At 75.3% G+C, this 17510-nt stretch carries 8 protein-coding genes; 1 reads left to right on the top strand and 7 read right to left on the bottom strand.

Going from position 1 to position 17510, the window contains the following annotated elements; translation table 11 throughout:
- From ACTT8P_RS20500 to uppS, 6 genes are all read right to left on the bottom strand, one after another.
- Positions 1–3912, bottom strand: a 3912-nt coding sequence (locus ACTT8P_RS20500; RefSeq protein ID WP_442833133.1) for a beta-ketoacyl synthase N-terminal-like domain-containing protein, incomplete at its 3' end; no start/stop codon positions are given.
- Between the two features lie 7 nt (positions 3913–3919).
- A complete protein-coding gene (locus ACTT8P_RS20495; protein ID WP_442833132.1) occupies positions 3920–9823 on the bottom strand; it encodes an SDR family NAD(P)-dependent oxidoreductase in 5904 nt (1967 codons plus the stop codon).
- Positions 9824–9847: 24 nt separating this feature from the next.
- On the bottom strand, positions 9848–11437 hold the full coding sequence (locus ACTT8P_RS20490) for a PfaD family polyunsaturated fatty acid/polyketide biosynthesis protein (protein ID WP_442833134.1): 1590 nt from the start codon (positions 11435–11437) through the stop codon (positions 9848–9850).
- Positions 11438–11484: 47 nt separating this feature from the next.
- A complete protein-coding gene (locus ACTT8P_RS20485; protein ID WP_442833131.1) occupies positions 11485–12645 on the bottom strand; it encodes an SDR family oxidoreductase in 1161 nt (386 codons plus the stop codon).
- A 210-nt stretch (positions 12646–12855) separates the two neighbouring features.
- Positions 12856–14316: an oxygenase MpaB family protein gene (locus ACTT8P_RS20480; protein WP_442833130.1), complete on the bottom strand. Its 1461-nt coding sequence runs from the start codon at positions 14314–14316 to the stop codon at positions 12856–12858.
- A complete protein-coding gene (gene uppS / locus ACTT8P_RS20475; RefSeq protein ID WP_442833129.1) occupies positions 14313–15023 on the bottom strand; it encodes a polyprenyl diphosphate synthase in 711 nt (236 codons plus the stop codon). Before uppS ends, ACTT8P_RS20480 begins: the two co-directional genes overlap by 4 nt.
- A gap of 340 nt (positions 15024–15363) precedes the next feature.
- Between uppS and ACTT8P_RS20470 the strand changes: the two genes are divergently transcribed.
- Positions 15364–16080: a S1 family peptidase gene (locus tag ACTT8P_RS20470; RefSeq protein WP_442833128.1), complete on the top strand. Its 717-nt coding sequence runs from the start codon at positions 15364–15366 to the stop codon at positions 16078–16080.
- A 135-nt stretch (positions 16081–16215) separates the two neighbouring features.
- Here ACTT8P_RS20470 and ACTT8P_RS20465 read toward each other — a convergent pair whose 3' ends face one another.
- Complete coding sequence (locus ACTT8P_RS20465; protein ID WP_442833127.1) at positions 16216–17349, bottom strand: aminotransferase class V-fold PLP-dependent enzyme; 1134 nt, start codon at positions 17347–17349, stop codon at positions 16216–16218.
- Between the last annotated feature and the right edge of the window lie 161 nt (positions 17350–17510).

Here is a 17510-nt window from a genome sequence, read left to right as displayed (position 1 = left end):
CCCCCCCCCCCCCCCCCCGGCCGGTACCGGCGGCGGGGGCAGGAACGGCGCGGGCTCCATCACCTGCCGTCGCGACGGGCCGGCTTCGGGCAGCCGGATGGCGGGAGGGTGCGCCGCCACCGTGACCGACGCCCCGGGATCCGGCGGCAGGTACGCGGCCGCCGTGAGCCGGTCGAACAACGGCGCGGGATCCGGACAGACCCCGGCGGCGGTCAGTTCGGCCACCGCGTCGCACAGTCGCGCCAGGCTCCCGTCCGGCGCGTCGAGCGCCACGGCCACGTGTTCACGGCCGGCCAGGATCCGCTGGATCGACCGGGTGCGGTGCGCCTGCGGGCCGTGTTCGACGAACACCCGGACGCCGTCCGCCCACGCCCGCTCGATCACCTGCGGGTAGTCCAGGGTGCCGGTCAGCTGGGTGAGCAGGGCGTCGGCGACGCCGGCCGGGTCGTCGACCGGGTACGGCCCGCCGGTGGCCGCGCTGTAGAAGCGGATCCCCGGCGGCGGGCCGACCGGGCGGCGGTGCAGCGCGCGGAACCCGGCCGCGGCCTCGGCCGCCGCGGGGGCGTGCGCCACCATCCGGTACCCGTCGGACAGCGCGAGTCCGGGGCCGACCCGGGTCAGCACCCGCCGGCAGGCCGCCTCCAGTCCGCCGATCACACAGGTGTCGGGGGTGTCCACCGCGAGCAGGTGGGCCAGCGGCTCGCCGGCCAGGGCGGCGCGCACCTCGGTGGGGGCCGCGTGCACCAGGTACTCGGTCCAGGTCCCCTCCTCGACCCCGTGCCGGCGCCAGAAGCGGTGCGCGGCGCGGAACTCCCCGGCCAGCTCGGCGCGGAACACCTCGCTCGCGGACACCTCCTCGTACATCCGGGCCGCGTCGGACCAGACGCCCAGCACGATCAGCGCGGTGGACTCACCGGAGGAGAAGCCGATCGCCGCGTCCGGCCGCAGTCCGAGCAGTCCCCGGGTGACTTCGCTGTGCAGTGCGGAGAGTTCCGTGGTGGTCCGGATTCGGGCCATGACCGGTACGAGGCCGCCGGCGCCGACCGGACCCGGAGGTGCCACGGGCGGGCCGGCGGGTGCGGCGTCCGCCTCGGTGTCGCGACTGCGCAGGGCGAGCCGCAGCTCCGCCCCGCAGCCCGGGTAACCGGCCTGGCCGCTGGGGAAGACGAAAGCCGTCTCCCCGCCCACGGGAGCGTCCCGGTAGGCGATCCGGTCCGGGCGCGGCCCGCCGTCGGCCAGCCAGCGGCGGGCCTGCGCCAGCCGTGCGGGCAGGGACTCGGCGACCTGGTCCACCACGACCACGAGCCGTGCCGGACCGGCCCCGGACTCCCGGCCGGCGGCCAGCGCGGACAGGACCTCGGCACGGTCGGCACCGGAGAAGACATGCGCGCGGGGCGCCACCGGGGACCAGGCGGCGAGCGGGCCCGCCGGACGCAGCCGCACCGAGACCGGCGGGGCGCCCAGCACCGTCACCCGGGCACGGGCGGTGAGCGGCGTGTCGGCCGGGAGGGCGGCCGCGCCCGGCCGGGGCACCGCCTGATGCCGGACCGCGATCGCCGCCACCGCCACCGCGAGCGCGCCGTGCGCGGCATGCGCTACGCCGAACAGGCCACCGTGGTCGTACCGGGGGACGGGAGCGGGAGTGTTGGGGCCGTCCCCGACCAGCAGGTCCACCGGCGTCTTCGGGTCGCCGTCCCCGTCCAGCAGGTCCACCGGCGTCTTCGGGTCGCCGTCCCCGTCCAGCAGGTCCACCGGCGTCTCCGGGTCGCCGTCCCCGCCCAGCAGCGCGATCACCTGGTCGCCGTCGCGTTCGGCGTCGGCGAGGCGCTTCAGCACCAGGACCACGGCCACGTCCCCGCCGGGCCGGTGATCGCCCAGGGCCCGCAGCGCCGCCCGGTGCACCGGCTCGTGGGAGAGGTCGACCGCGCCGGCCAGCACCGCGTCGGCCTCCCCGGTACGCAGCGCCCGGGCGCCCAGTTCGAGGGCGACCAGGCCGGACGCCTCCTCGGCGCAGACGACGTGACCGGGGCCGCGCAGGCCCAGCTGCACGTTGATCCGGTGGGCGACGAGGTTGGGCATCGTGCCGGACACGGTCGCGGGAACCACCGGAGCGCGGACCGCGTCGGGCCAGTCGGGCGTCGGAGCGGGCCCGCCGCGGCGGGTGGTCCAGCCGGGCGCGCGCCAGCGGGAGAGGCACCGCGCGGCCTCCGGGTCGGGGCCCATGCCCAGCAGGACCATGGTCCGGTCGGACGGCAGCCGGGTGCTGGCGGCGGCCTCCCGGGCGGCCTCCAGCACGAGGACCTGCTGCGGCAGCGTCTCGGTGAGGTCGGCCGGGGGGAAACGCAGCCCGCTCGCCGCGACCTCGATCGAGGACCGGGCGCCGCGGTCGGGCACCCCGTTCAGGACGGCGTGGCACAGGTCCCGGTACCCGGTGCCGCTCCCGGCCCTGGCGCCGATGGCCACGATCGCGACCGCCGCCCGCCGGTCCGGCCGGGACCCGGCCGGGCCGGGCGCCGGGACGGACACGGCGCGGCCGGGCTCCCAGGCGTCGACCACCAAGTGCGCGTTGGCTCCGCCGAACCCGAACGCGCTGACCGCGGCCCGCCGTGGCCCCGGCCACTCCTCGGCCGCGCGCAGCAGCCGCAGCGGGGTTCCCGCGAGCACGTCCAGGGGCGCGTCGGCGTGCAGGGTGGGCGGCTGGATTCCGGCGCCGAGCGCGCCGAGCACCTTGAGCAGCCCGGCGCCGCCCGCCGCCGTCAGCGGGTGTCCCAGGTTGGACTTGACCGACCCGATCGGCACGTCGGCCGCGTCGGCGAACACCTCGCGCAGCACCAGCGCCTCGGCCAGGTCCCCGCCGGGCGTGCCCGGCGCGTGGCACTCGACCAGCGACACCGTCCGCGGTGCGACCCCGGCCGCGCGGTAGGCGGCGCGCACGGCGCGTTCCTGGCCGGCCCGGTCCGGGGCCAGCAGGCCGCCGCCGGTCCCGTCGTTGCTCAGTCCGATGCCCCGGATCACCCCCAGGACCGGCATGTCCCGGGCAATCGCGTCCCGCAGCCGGGCCAGGGCGAACAGGACCGCGCCCTCCGCGGGCACCAGCCCGTCCGCGTCCCGGTGGAAGGGGCGGCTGCGGCCGGACCGGCTCAGCGCGGTCAGCGCGCAGAACCCCTGGTGGATGAAGAGGTTGTCGGCGGCGGCCACCGCTCCGGCGAGGATCAGGTCGGCGCTGCCGTCCCGCAGCCGGTCGCAGCCCGCCTTGACGGCGTACAGCGAGGAGGCGCAGGCGGCGTCCAGGGCGTAGCCGCCGGCGCCGAGACCGAGCGCGCGGGCGGCCAGATGGGCGGGGAGCCCGCCGCCGAACCGGTTGCGGGCGTCGGGCCGGGGCCCGTCCGGGAACCCTGGCCGGTCCTGCCCGGACAGCCAGACGTGTTCGGCGAACCGGGCCATGGCCGTGGTCGGGTAGGCCAGGTTGCCCAGGACGAGACCGGCGCGGGCCAAGTCGCCCCGGCCCGCGCGGGCTTCGCGCAGCGCCTGCCGGCCGGCGTGCAGCACCCAGCGGAACGCCCGGTCCAGCGAGGTGATGTCGGCCGCGGCCAGCGCGAACCCCGTAGGGTCGAACACCTCGTCGAAGCCGTGGACGTAACCCCCGGTGTCGGTCCAGATCCGGTCCGGGTCGCCGGGTGCGCCCAGCACCCTGGACGGGGGTACGTCCCAGCGCTCGTCGGGCACCGCCGACAGCGCGGACCGGCCGGCGACGACACCGGCCCAGAACGCCTCCGGATCCAGCGCACCGGGCAGCACGCAGCCCCGCCCGACGATCGCGACCGGCTCGACGTGCGCCGCGCCCTCCCGCACCGAGGACGGGGCGGGCGCGGGCGAGGGCAGGAGCGGGGACACCGGTTCCGGTGGGCGCATCGGTGGCTCATCCCTCGGTCAGGTCGGGCCGGTGGATCAGCTCCACCCCGAGCAGTTCGGCCAGCGCCGTGCCGTCCTCGGCCAGTACGGCCGCGTCGCACTCGGCGGACACCTGGTCGGCCCGCCGTGCCGTCACGACGATCTGAGCGGCGCCCCAGTCCCCGCCGGCCCGGTGGATCCGGCACTCGCGTACGGACATCGGCAGCGCGGCCCCCGTGGCGCTCCGCGACGCCCAGCCGACGGCGAGCTGGAGCGCGCCGTCCAGCGCCGCGACGTCGACCACCCAGGGCACGGCCTGCCAGGGCCCGGTGTCCCGGACGCGCAGCGCGGCCCGGCCGCCCTCGGCGCACAGCCGGACCTGGTCGAGGACCTGGAACGCCGGACCGTGGAAGAGGACCCGCCCGTCGTACGGTTCCGGCACCGGTTCGAGTCCGAGCGGGTCCGCGGCCGCCCAGTGGCCCGGGGCCGGGCACCGGCCGGCGACGGCCACGGCACCGGCGTACGACGTGCCGGCGGCGCTCAGTTCGACGGCGAGGCCACCCGGCCGTGCGGGCTCCGCCGGGCTCGGCCGGCCGTGCAGCAGCAGCCTCGGCTCTTGTTCCGGCAACTCGATCCGGCGGCGTACCCGCAGGTCGTACAGGACCACCGGGCCGGCGTCCGGCCGCCAGGACCGGGCCAGTGCGGTGAACCAGTGCACCAGGACGGCGACCGGGACCACCGCCGTGCCGTCGATCCGGTGGTCGTCCAGGAGCGCGTACGCGGGCCGCGCGGGCGTCACTTCGGCGGCCGGCCCCGGCCCGGCCGGACCGGTGTCGAAGGCCGGGCCCCCGGCGGTGAGCAGCACCCGCGCGGGACCCGCGGGGTCGGCGAGTTCGGCCACGAACGCCCGCGCGCCGGCGGCCGGTTCGATCAGCCCGATGCCGGCGGCACGGAACCGCTGCGCGAGCGTCCGGGTGACCATGCCACCGTCCCAGGGCCCCCATGCCACCGAGCGGGTCAGACAGCCCGGGTGCGCCGCCGCGTACGCGGAGAGCAGGTGGTCGACGGCGGTGTTGGCCATCGCGTAGTCGGCCTGTCCGGGACTGCCGAACACCCCGGACACCGAGCTGAAGGCCACCAGCATCTCCAGCGGATCACCGTCGGTGGCGGCCAGCAGCGCGCGCAGCCCCGTCACCTTGGTGGACCACACCCGGCTGAACTGCTCGTCGCTCTTCGCGCCGATCAGCCGGTCCGCGATCACCCCGGCGCCGTGCACCACCGCGGTGACCGGCCCCCAGTCCCGGCGCACCTGGGCCAGGGCGGCCCGCAGCGCGGGTTCGTCCCGGATGTCCACGCTCACATAACGCGCCGTCGAACCGCTCTGGCGCAGCGCGTGCAGCGTCTGCCGGATCTCCCGTACCGCCAGCACCCGCCGTGCCTCGGCGGCGAGTTCGGCGGGTCCGCCGGCGTCCGGGCCGCTCGCGGCGAGCGCCCGCACCAGCTCCCCCTCGTCGGCGGCCCCGGCCAGTCCCGGGGGTTCCTCGGTCAGCGCGGTACGCCCGAGCAGGACGAGTTTGGGCCGGTGGGCGGCGGCGAGTGCGCGGACCGCCTCGGCGGTGACACCGCGGCCGCCCCCGGTGACCACGACCACCGAGTCGGCGGTGATCCGGGGCAGGGGCGGGCCCGATGCGGCGGGACCGGGCAGGGGAACCGTCCGGCTTCCGTCGGCCGGCAGCCCGACCGTCACCGCCGGTCCGCCCCCGATCAGTTCGGCGGCGATCGCGGACGCCACCTCCTGGTCGCCGCGTCCGGCCCGCGCGCAGTCGATCGCCTTCACGGCGGCCGAGGGCCACTCCAGGGCGGCGGTCCGGGCCAGGGCGGCCAGCGCGCCGCGAACCGGGTGGTCACCGCCTCCGCTCAGCCCGAAGTCGCCCCCGGTGTCCTGCACGGTGACCAGTACACCGCCGTCCGCGCGCAGCCGGTCGGCCAGTTCCCGGGCCACCGCGAAGGCGGCCAGCGGGTCGTCGCCCTGGCCCAGCAGCACCACGGAGCGGGCGTCGGACGGGACGTCCGTCACGACCCGGGCCGGTACGTCGTACGCCGCCAGCTCCCGGACCAGCAGCGCCGCCACCTGGGTCGAGTCGTCGAGGACGAGGACCTCCCGGTCGCGCAGCCCCGCCAGGGCCAGCCCGGCCGGCGCCGAGGGCACGGCACGCAACGCCCGCCGGACCGGGGCGGACGCCTCCGGGGCGGCGGCCACCGCGAACTCCACCTCGGACTCCACCTGGGACTCCACCGTCTCAGTGGTGCTCCCCGCCCGGTCCGCCATCTCGGCCACCTTGTCCGAGATCTCCCGCAGGGTACGGAGCGAGGCCAGCTCGGACAGGTCGGCGGCGGGCAGTTCACCGACGCGCTCGCGGATCCGCGACAGGATCTCGACCTTCTTGATCGAGTCGATGCCCAGGTCGGTCTCCAGCTCCATGTCCGGGTTGATGATGTCCGCCGGGTACCCGGTGCGTTCGGCGACCACCTGAAGCAACAGCGCGCCGATCGACTCGGCGTCCAGCGGCAGCGCGGACGGCGCCGAAGGAGCCGGCACCGGCGTCGGGTGCACGGCGGGAGGCGGTGCCATCACGGTCGGCGCGGTACCCGCGGACTCCGCTTCGAGCGGTGCGCGGGGCGGTGGCGGTCCGGTGACCACACGTGCCGAAGGGCCGCCGACGGCAACCGGCTCGGTGACCGGCCCGGGCAGCGGACCGGCCTCGTCTTCGGTGACGGCACGGACACCGGCCGCGCCGAGCAGGGCCTCCATCGAGGCGTGCGCGGTCCGCAGGTAGAGCTGGTGGTTCTCCGCGGTCACCCGCTGGTAGGTGGCGTGCGCCTCCGCGCTCTGCCGCTGCGCCTCGGCCAGGAGCGACAGCCAGTCCGAGGAAGGCGCGGAGACGGCAGGAACCACGGAAGCCGGAGAAACTTCAGGCGCCGGAGAAACTGTAGGAGCCGGAGGATCTTCAGAAGCCGGAGGAACAACCGGTTGCAAGGGAGCCGAGGCAGCCGAGGGAGCCGTGGCCACCGCGGGCCCGGACGGCGCCGCCCCCGCCGAAGTCCCGCCCGCCGCACGGACGTTGCCGCCATTGATCATGATCGTCATCCGCGGTTTCTTCTCCTGGCCGTGAGCATCGGCGTGATCGGTACCTGACTCGGGGACCGGGCCGTGCCCCTCCCACAGCGCGGACAGGTCCATGGGCACCCCGCGCACCGCGGCCCGCCCCAGCCCGTCGTAGAACGCGGCCAGCGCGTGCTGTCCGGGCCGGTCCAGGCTGATCGCGTCGTGCGCGCGGTCGCCGAGGACCGCTCCGGTCAGCCCGGTCAGGGTGGTGCCGGGGCCGACCTCGACGAAGGTGCGTACCCCGGCCGCGTACATCGCCTCCACCACGTCCCGGAACCGCACCGGCGCGGTCAGCTGGGCGGCGATCCGGCCGCGTACGGCGGCCGGGTCGGCCGGGTAGGGGGCCGCGTCGGCGCCCCCGTACACCGGGAGCGTCGGCGGGCGCACCGCGACGTCGGACAGGAAGCGGGTCAGCGGCGCGGTGGCGGTGGCGACCGACGGACTGTGGAACGCGGCGGCGGCGTTCAGCCGGCGGGCGAGCACCCCGTCCCCGGCGAACCGGTCCGTCACGGCGCGCAGCGCGTCGTCCGTGCCGGCCAGGACGACCTGCCGGGGCGCGTTGTGGTTGGCGACCCATACGCCGTCCACCTCGGCCACCACCGGCTCGACCTGTTCCAGCGGGGCGTTGACCGCGACCATGCCGCCGGGAACGGTGGCCGCGTCCCGCATCAGTTCTCCCCGCCGCCGGGCCAGCCGGACCAGTGTGGCCGCGTCGAAGCAGCCCGCCGCGTGCAGTGCGGTGAGTTCGCCGAAGCTGTGGCCCGCGACGCAGTCCGGTGTCAGGTTCAGCCCGGCCAGCACGGCCAGCAGGGCAAGACCGTGCGCGGCGAGCGCCGGCTGCGCCACCTCGGTGGCGGTCAGCGCGGCCTCCTGGGCGGCCCGGTCCGCGTCGTCGAACACCGGGGGCGGGAACACCTCCCGGTGCATCGGCAGGACCGCCGCGACCGCGTCCCAGGCGTCCCGGGCCGGCCTGTGGTGGACGGCGAGTTCCGCGCCCATGCCCACGTACTGCGCGCCCTGGCCGGGGAAGAGGAAGCCGACGCGGCCGGGGTCGGCGTCGCCGGTGGCGAAGTGCGCCCGCGGTGCGCAGAACGGCGCACCGGTCTCGATCCGGTCGGCCAGCGCGTCCAGTCGCCCGGCCAGATCGGTGGCGTCGTCGGCGACCACGGCCAGTCGCGCCCCGTGCCCGGCCCGGAACGCCGCGTGGCGCTCCCGCGCGGTCGCCGCCAGCGGCCCTTCCGGCCGGGGCCGGCGGATCAGTGCGGCCAGCTCACCGGGGGTGGCGGCGCTGAACAGCAGCAGTTCGCAGCCGGCCGCCGCGAGCAGCCGGGCCGGCCGTCCGCCGCCACCGCCGGGGACGTACTCCTCCAGCGTGACGTGGAAGTTGGTGCCGCCGAACCCGAAACTGGACACGCCGGCCCGGCGCGGCCGGTCACCGGGGCTGATCCAGGGCCGGGTGGCGGTGTTCAGGTAGAACGGCGAGTCCGCGACGCCGAGTTCGGGGTTCGGACGCGTCACCTTGATAGTCGGCGGCAGCACCCGGTGGTGCAGGGCCAGCACCGCCTTCAGCATCCCGGTGGCGCCCGCGGCGGACTTGGTGTGCCCGAACTGCGACTTGGCCGACCCCAGCGCACACCACTGCCGCTGGGGCCGGCCGGCGTCCCCGAACACCGCGCGCAGCGCCGCGAACTCGGCGGCGTCCCCGGCCCTGGTGCCGGTGCCGTGCGCCTCGACCAGCTCCACACTGTCCGGGCCGTACCCGGCCGCGGCGTAGGCCCGGCGCAGCGCCCGCTCCTGACCCGCGGCCAGCGGCGCGTACACGGCGGTGCTCCGGCCGTCCGCGGACGCGCCCAGGCCGCGGACCACCGCGTAGATCCGGTCCCCGTCGCGTTCGGCGTCGGTCAGCCGTTTGAGGGCGAACATGACCACGGCCTCGCCGAGCATGGTGCCGTCGGCGTCGGCCGCGAACGGCCGGCAGTCCTCGGTCGGGGAGAGCGCCGGGGTCCTGGAGAAGCAGACGTACATGGTGATGTCGTTCAGCACGTCCACCCCGCCGCAGACCACCAGGTCGCACGAGCCGAGGGCGAGTTCGCCCAGCCCGGTGGAGAGCGCGGCCAGCGAGGAGGCGCAGGCGGCGTCGGTGACGTGGTTGACGCCGTGCAGGTCGTACCGGTGGGAGACCCGGCCGGCCACCACGTTGCCCAGCAGACCGGGGAAGGTGGCCTCGGTCCAGGTGGGGAAGTTCGCGCTGATCCGGTCGCAGATCTCCTCGGTCCGGTCCGGGGCGAGGCCGGCGGCCAGGAGTTCGCGGCGCCACACCGGCCGGGTGAGCCGGGCGGAGACCTCGAAGCCCAGCGCCAGACCGCTGCTGCCCAGCACCACACCGACCCGTTCGCGCTGCGCGGCGGTCATCTCCGCCAGGCCGCAGTCGGCCAGCAGGTCACCGGCGGCCATCATGGCCAGCAGCTGCGCGGTGTCGGTGGCCGGCAGGTCGTTCGGCGGGACGCCGTACGCCATCGGGTCGAACGCCAGGTCGGGCAGGAACGCGCCCCGGCGGACGTACGTCTTGTCCGGGGCGGACAGGTCCGGGTCGTAGTGGTCGGCCGGCGACCAGCGTTCCGGCGGGACGTCGGACATCAGGTCCCGGCCGGCGAGGACGTTGCGCCAGAACCCGGCGACGTCCCCTGCGCCGGGGGTGTACGCGGCGAGCCCGACCACCGCGACCGGGACCTGGACACATGGGGCGCTGACACGTTCTGCACTCATCTGCGCGACACACTCCACAGCCGGTCAGGCCAGTTCGCGGGGACGGAAGGACAGGGCGGCGTCGGCTACGGGGACACCGCAGATGCGCAGCTGGTGCGCGCGGGTCGCCACGGCCGCGCCCTCCAGCAGGTTCAGCGCGATCTGGGTGACGGTGCACCGGGCCGGGTCGGCCAGCAGGCTGCCCCGGGCCCAGTCGTTGAACGCGCCGAGCGAGGGACCGGCCCACAGCTGGTAGTCGGTGCGGCGCTCCGGGCGGCCCTCGATCGCCCACCGACTGGAGTTGCCCACGTACCACCGGAACACCAGGGCCATCCGGTGCCTGGGGTCGCGTGCGGCCCGGTCCAGCTGTCCGGGATCGCGCAGCCGCCAGAACCGTTCGGTGTCCGCCCACACCTCGTCCAGGCCAGCGCCGAACACCTCGCGTTCCAGCCGCCGGCGGGTGTCGGCGGGAATCTCCTCCAGGGAGCGATATCGCCGGTAGGTGTCGTACAGCCGCCCGGCGCGCGCCGCGAACAGGGTGTTCCTGGCCAGCACCTGTACCCGTACCCCCTGTTCGAACATGTCCGCGGCCGGGGCCATCGCCACGTCGGTGACACCGGCGCCGGCCAGCAGTTCCCGCGCGTGCGCGGACACCCCGGACTCGACGGCCAGCTGGTTGACCGAGCCGGTCACCACGTAGGCCGCGCCGAGGGCGAACGCGCCGGCCACCGCGCCGGGGGTGCCGAGACCGCCGGCGGCACCGACCCGGACCGGCCGGGTGTACCCGTACCTGGCCGCCAGCGCGTCGCGCAGCGCGAGCAGTTCGGGCAGGATCACCGTAAGGGGCCGGTTGTCGGTGTGGCCGCCGCTGTCCGCCTCGACGGTCACGTCCTCGGCGACCGGGACCCGGCGGGCCAGCCGGCCCTGCTCGGCGGTGAGCCCGCCGTCCCGGACCAGGGCGTCCACCAGCGCCTGGGGAGCGGGTGACATGAACCGTTCCGCGACCTCGCGCCGGGACACCTTGGCGAACACGTGGGTGTCGCGGACCACCCGCCCGTCGCCGTCCAGCCGCAGTCCGGCGGCCGCGCAGCGCACCACGGCGGGTGTCAGCTCCATGAACGCGGAGGCGGAGATCCGGCGCACCCGGTGGCGCAGCAGCAGGTCGGCGACCTGCCACTCCAGCCGGGGTTCGGCGGGGGAGTGGATCAGGTTGACGCCCCAGTTGGGCGCGGTGCCCAGGGCCGCGGTCAGCTCCACCACCGCCCGTTCCACCCGGTCGACGCCCAGTCCGGCCGCGCCGAAGAACCCCAGCAGCCGGGCCCTGGCCAGCGCCAGCACCATCCGGGTGGTCGCGATCCCGTTCGCCATCTCCCCGGCCATGTACGGGAACCGGGTGCCGTGCGCCTCGGCGAAGCCGCGGTCGCCGAGCCACTCCGGGTAGAGCGGCGGAACCAGCCCGACCAGCGGGTGGCCCGCGCCGGGGCCGAGGGACCCGCCCACGGCCAGTCCGTAACCTGCTGCCCGGTCGCCGTGCCCGCTGCGTACGACGTGCACGGGCTCCCGGACGCGGGCCGTCAGGGCGGCGATGCCGGACGGGTCGAACGCGGCCGCTTCGGCGCCGGGCCGCCAGTACACCGGGGGCGCGTCCGCCTCGACGCCGGACGGCCCGGACTGAACCGTGGTCACCGGTGGGTTCCTTCCGGTCGGGGGTCGGGGAGGTGGGGCGGGGGCCGTCGGGTCATCGGGGGACGGCCGGTATCGGGTGGCCGGAGTCCCGCCATCAGGTACTCGACGCCGATGTCCTGCGGCACGTCCGGTGGTCCGAGCGCGGCCCGTACCCGGGAGTCGTCGTAGCGGCGGCGCTGGCGCAGGTAGCGGAACACGCCGCCGACGTAGTCGGTGAGCGACTCGTGCGGTGTGGGGTCGGGCAGCTCCGGCACGATCGCCACCGGCACCCCTGCGAGCCGCTCCACCAGGGCGCGCAGTACGTCGACGGGGGTGTCCCGCCCGTGCACGACGTGGTACGTCTGGACTCCCTCGCCCCGCGGCAGCTCGGCGAGCCGGGCCATCACGGCGGCGGCCCGCTCCACCGGCGTCAGGTTGAGCTGCCCGTCCGGCCGGCCCGCGAGCCGGAACCGGCTCTGGCCGGGCAGGAGCAGTTCCGGTCCCCGGCCGGGCCCGAAGTGCTCCCGCCCGATCTCGGTCAGCGCTCGCTCGATGTTCAGCAGCGGGTGTTCCGGCAGGTCCGGGTGGGGCGGCAGGCCGGTGGTCAGCACGCTGGGCCGGAAGACCACCGCCGGCCGGCCGGTGGCGCGCGCCCAGGCGTGCACCAGCCGCTCCGCCTCGTACTTGGACCGCTCGTAGCTGCCCTCGAAGCCGTAGGCGTCGGTCAGTTCGTCCTCGTACACCGTCCCGGTGCGGCGCGCCCCGGCCACGAACGCGGTGGAGACATGGAACACGGCGGGCAGCCGGCGGCCCGCTCCGGCCAGGGCGAGCACCTGCCGGGTGCCCTCGACGTTCACCCGGCGCAGTACGGCCGGGTCGCCGTCGAGGGTGGTGTTCCCGGCGCAGTGCCAGACGACGTCCAGCGCGTCCGCCAGTTCCCGGTGGGCGCTGCCGGTCAGCCCGAGGTTCTCCTCGGTGAGCCGGACCGGCACCACGTGCACCCGGGCGGCGAGGCCGGCGGTCGTGTGAGGGGCGGCGAACCGGTCGAGGCCCCTGGTGAGGCGCTCCAGCACCTGGTCCGGCGCACCGCGCGCGAGCACCGTGACCGACCGGTGGCGGCGCAGCAGTTCGTCCAGGAGCCGGAGTCCGAGGAAACCCGTGGCCCCGGTCAGCGCCACCCGCACCGTACCTCCCTGTTACCGTCCCCGACGAAGTCCGACAAGGCGATCACCTTCACCCGCGGTGCCCGCACGTGCGGGGGGAACGGGGGAGATGTCACTGAACCTGCTGACAGCCACCGAGCGCGCTGACGGACACGCGTGCGGCGTCGGACCCGTCGCAGCCACCTGGCTCGGCTCCTCCCGCGCCGGCGTGCCGCCCGGCCCGCCTCAGGCGTCGGCGAGGAGGGGGTCGTACGGAGTGCCCGAACGGCGTCCTGACATGAAGGAGAGGAAGTCGCCCACGAAGGCGCTGCGGCCGTAGGCGCCGTCCGCCGTGGTGAGGTCGCGGTGGAAGGCGGTGCGGAACAGCGTCCGGTACTCGGCCGCGTCGATGCTCGCGTTGCCGTCCTTGTCGGTGGCGTCGAAGAGGACCTCGGCGACGCGGATGAGCGCGGGGCCGGCCAGGGAGGGCACGGCGGCGGCGTACTCGGCGGCGCTGACCCGGCCGTCACCGTCCGTGTCGAGGGCGGCCTGGAGTTCGCGCCACCAGGCGGCGAAGGCGTCGTAGAGCCGGGTCTCCTCGGGTTCGTCGAGGTCGAGGCGGGTGGCCAGCTCGCGTGCCATGGCGGCGAGGTCGGGCCAGTCGAGGTGGCCGTCACCGGTCTGGTCCAGCACCTCCCGGAAGAACTCCTCGGCCGAACGCCGGCCGCCTCCCGGCCCCGGCGAAGTCGTCGGGGCCGGGTCACCGGCCGGTGGCGGCGCGAGGAGACGGAGCAGAGCCGACGCACGCTTCATCCGGGACCGCACAGCCGTCATGACCGGGACGCGGAGGTCGTCGCTGTCGGGTGACAGGGAGAGGGTTTCGATGACGGTCTCGGCGTTGAGCCAGCCCTGCGGCAGGAAGCGGGCCAGCCCGGCGGTGAGGTAGGCACCCTGCATCAGGGTCGAGGCGCCGGGCATCTCCGGCAGGCCGGCCCGGCGCCGGTACGCCTCCGGGAGGGAGGCGACGGTGATCACGCCGAGGAGCGGACCGACGACCGCCCGCCCGGCCGCCCACAGGGTGGGCGCGCCCTTGAGCAGCGCCGGGGCGGGCAGGTGGTCGAAGAGCCGGTAGAGGATGATGCGGGCCGCCTCGGTGTTCTCCAGTTCGTTCTCGACGACGCCGTCGAAGTACCGCCAGAAGTCCTTCAGTTCCTCCGGCAGCTCGGCTGCGTCCCCGTCGAGCGCGGCGAGGTACGCACGGTACTCGGCGTACATCCGCTCCATCGTGTCCTGGCCGAGCGGCTGGCCGCTCAGCCGGCACATCGTGACGGCGCTCTCGAAGAGCGTGGCGACCACCCAGGCCCGGGTCGCCCGGTCCATCGCGTCGTAGGCACGGCCACGGGAGTCGGAACCGCTCATCCGGGCGTGCAGCCGGTTGAGCCGGGCGGCTTCCCGTTCCCGCACCGACAGGTCGGTGCCGAACATGCGCCGCATGCTGACGAACGTGTTGCGCAGCCGGCGCCAGGGATGGGCGACGAAGGTGGAGTTGTCGATGAGGGCGGCGCCGACCTGCGGGTGGGCGGCTTCCAGCACCGTGGCGCGGATCAGGGCGAGCGCCCAGCGCGGGTCGTCGAAAAAGGTATTGAACTGCGAGGCCGGCCCGAACAGGGGTGCCTCGTCGGCCGTTTCAGTGGGGGCGGACGTCATGATGGGTCTCCGTCGGTCGTGGGTGGCACGCCGCCGAAGCGGCGGTCGCGGCGCCGGTAGGTGTCCAGGCAGGCGAGGAAGTCGGGGGCGCGGAAGTCCGGCCAGAGCACCTTGGGGAAGACCCATTCGGCGTAGGCGACGTGCCAGAGCATGAAATTGGAGATGCGCTGCTCGCCGGAGGTGCGGATGACCAGATCCACGTCGGGGGTGTCGGGAAACGGCAGGTGCTTCGCGAAGAGCTGCTCGGTCAGCTCTTCGGCACTCGTCCCGCTGCGGATCAGCGACCTCGCGGCCTCGACGATGTCCCGGCGCCCGCCGTGGTCGAAGGCGACGGTCAGCGTCATTCCCCGGTTGCCGGCGGTCAGTGTCGTCAGGTCGTCGAAGTCCTGGGCCAGTTGGCGGGGAATGCGCGGATCGGTGACGCCGAGGAAGCGGCACCGGATGCCACGGGCCAGCAGCAACGGCGCGTGCTTGCGCACGACCCGGCGCACCAGCCGCATCAGGTACTCGACCTCGGGCTCGGGACGGTTCCAGTTCTCGGTGCTGAAGGCGTACAGGCTGAGCCACTGCACGCCGCAGGCGCGGGCCGCCTCGATGACATCGATGACGGTGGTCTCGGCCGCCCGGTGCCCGGCCGTGCGGGGGAGTGAACGCCGCTGCGCCCAGCGGCCGTTGCCGTCCATCACGCAGGCCACGTGCCGAGGCACCGCACGAACGGGTCCTCCGCCGTGCTGTCCCTGATCCTTGATGCCCACCCCCGACTCGTCCGGAACGGCATGATCGGCCGCCCACTGCTCGGTCACACCCACCCCGCTTCACCGCCCCGGCCCAGTCCTCGCTGGCAGAAGTGTGGCAGCGCGAAGGCGGACCGGACCGACCAAATGGCCATCTGTCACCCTTGACTCGTACGTTCGTATTACCGGTGCGTGTGAAGGGAGTGGGGGTGGGGCATCAGGTTTCGGCGGCGCCTCAGGACTGGCGGTTTCCGGACTCACCGTCCGCGGCCGCGAGCCTCACAATGGCGGGCACAGGCCGTAGGAGGTCACGGTGAACCCTGCACGTTCCGTCAGTTTCCGCAGAGCCGCCCTGCGGGCGGTCCTCGTCCTCGCCCTGCTGTTCGGCTGGTCCGCCGCCCTCGGACCGGACGCCCGGGCGGGGGAGCGGGGAGAGGCACGGGCAAGCGCCGTGGTGCGCGGCGGCGACCCGCTCTACAGTACGTCCACCCGCTGCGCCGTCGGCTTCAACGCCCGGTCCGGCTCCGCGCTGTACGCCCTGATGTCCGGCCGGTGCGCCGCCCAAGCCGCCGGCGGCACCTGGTACGCCGACTCCGCCCTGACCGTAGCCGTCGGTGTCACCGCCGGGGTGAGCTATCCGGGCAACGACTACGCGGCCATCCGGTACACCAGCACGACGTCCTCCTACCCGGGCGAGGTCTCGCTGGGCGGGACCGGTACCCGCGACATCACCACCGCGGCCAATCCCGTCGTCGGGCAGCAGGTCTGCCACGTCGGACGGACCACGGGGTACCGGTGCGGAACCGTTCAGGCGGTCAATGTGACCGTCAACTACGGCGACGGCAGCGTGTACGGTCTGTTCCGGTCGAACGTCTGCTCAGAAGCCGGGGACGCCGGCGGCCCGGCGTTCACCGGCGGCACGGCTCTCGGCATCATCGTCGGCAGCAGCGGGAACTGCGCCTCGGGCGGCTTCACCTACTACCAGCCGGTGGTCGAGTGGCTCTCCGCGTACGGCCTGAGCATCTACTGAGCCGGGACCGGCCGACCGCCACGCGTGCAGCCGGGGCGGCCGCCCGGCCCCCGGCGTACCTCCACACCCCGGGACGGGCGGCACCCGCTGTCCGCCCCGGCTCCGGTGGCGCCTTCGGCTTCCGCACCGGCTTCCTTACGTGCCGGCCCTCTCGTCGGACGCCTGCACCGAGGCCAGTGCTGCCGCCACCCGCTGCACCGCCGCCGCCGGTGTCGAGGCGTGCGGTGACAGGCGCAACGAGTCAGCCCGTACCGTCGGCGTCACCCCGTGCCTGTGCAGCGCCCGTGCCACCGCCGCCGGATCGTGCCCCGGCACGGCGAACGAGAGAATGCCCGCCCGCCGTGCCGGATCGGCCGGAGACAGCACCCTGCCCCCGAACTTCTCGACGGTCTCGGCGAGTTCGGCGATCCGCGCGGCGACCGCGCTCTCGATCGCCGCGACTCCGTACCGCTCCACCAGTTCCAGCGCGGCTGCGAAGGACGCGGCCGTGACCGGACTGAGGTTGGTGATGGACCAGCGGCGCGCGTCCGGGGCGGGCGGGTGCTCGATGCCGTCGAAGACACCGACGTCCTGGACGCCCGTCCACCCGGTGAGTACCGGTTGCAGCACCTCCAGCGCCCGGTCGGACAGGGTGGCGAACCCGGTCGACCATCCCGCCCGCAGCCACTTCTGCCCGCCCGCGATCACGACATCGGCCGCCTGCCAGGGCATCTCGGCCACACCGAAAGCCTGGATGGCGTCCACCACTAGCAGCCGGTCCGGGCCGATCACCTCCCTCAGCGCGGCCAGATCCACCTTGAACCCGGTGCGGAAGTCCACCGCGCTCACCGACAGCGCGACGACCTCGTCCGTCAGCGACTCCCGCACCAGGTCGGGCGTGACACCGCTGCCGGGTGCCGGCTCCAGCCAGCGCGGCGCGGCCCGCCCCAGTTCCGCCGCGCGCCGCCACGGGTACTGGTTCGACGGGAAGTCGCCGCGCGGCGCCAGTACGGTTCCGTGCGGCAGCCCGAACGCCGCGTGGAACAGACCGGTCGAGGCGTTGGGCAGCAGGACGGTGTGCGCCGCGTCCGCGCCCGCCAGCCGCGCTGCCGCGTCCCGCGCGGCCTCCTCCGCCCGCATCAGCTCGTCCACGGTCGCGTGGGTCGCCCGCGCCGAGGCTTCCACGGCCCGCGCGGTGGCGTCCACGGCGTCCCGTGACGGCGGACCGAAGCGGGCGAAGTCCAGGTATCCGGCTGGGGCGTCGAAATGCGCGGCGTACGGCGTGAGCACAAGGTGTCCTTCGGGTGGTGCGGTGCGGTGCGAGCGTATCGCCAGGCACGCCGCATCCTCTCGGGGAGGCCCCCGCCGGTCGTCTCGGAGCGAGCACCGGGACTCCGCCAGGCTGTGCCGGCCGTCGCGTCCAAGAGCACGGTGGACCGGGTCCGGACGGT

Origin of the sequence: Streptomyces sp. JW3 (assembly GCF_052216785.1) — a bacterium.
Taxonomy (GTDB): Bacteria; Actinomycetota; Actinomycetes; order Streptomycetales; family Streptomycetaceae; genus Streptomyces.
This window is presented reverse-complemented; position numbering and strand designations above follow the sequence as displayed.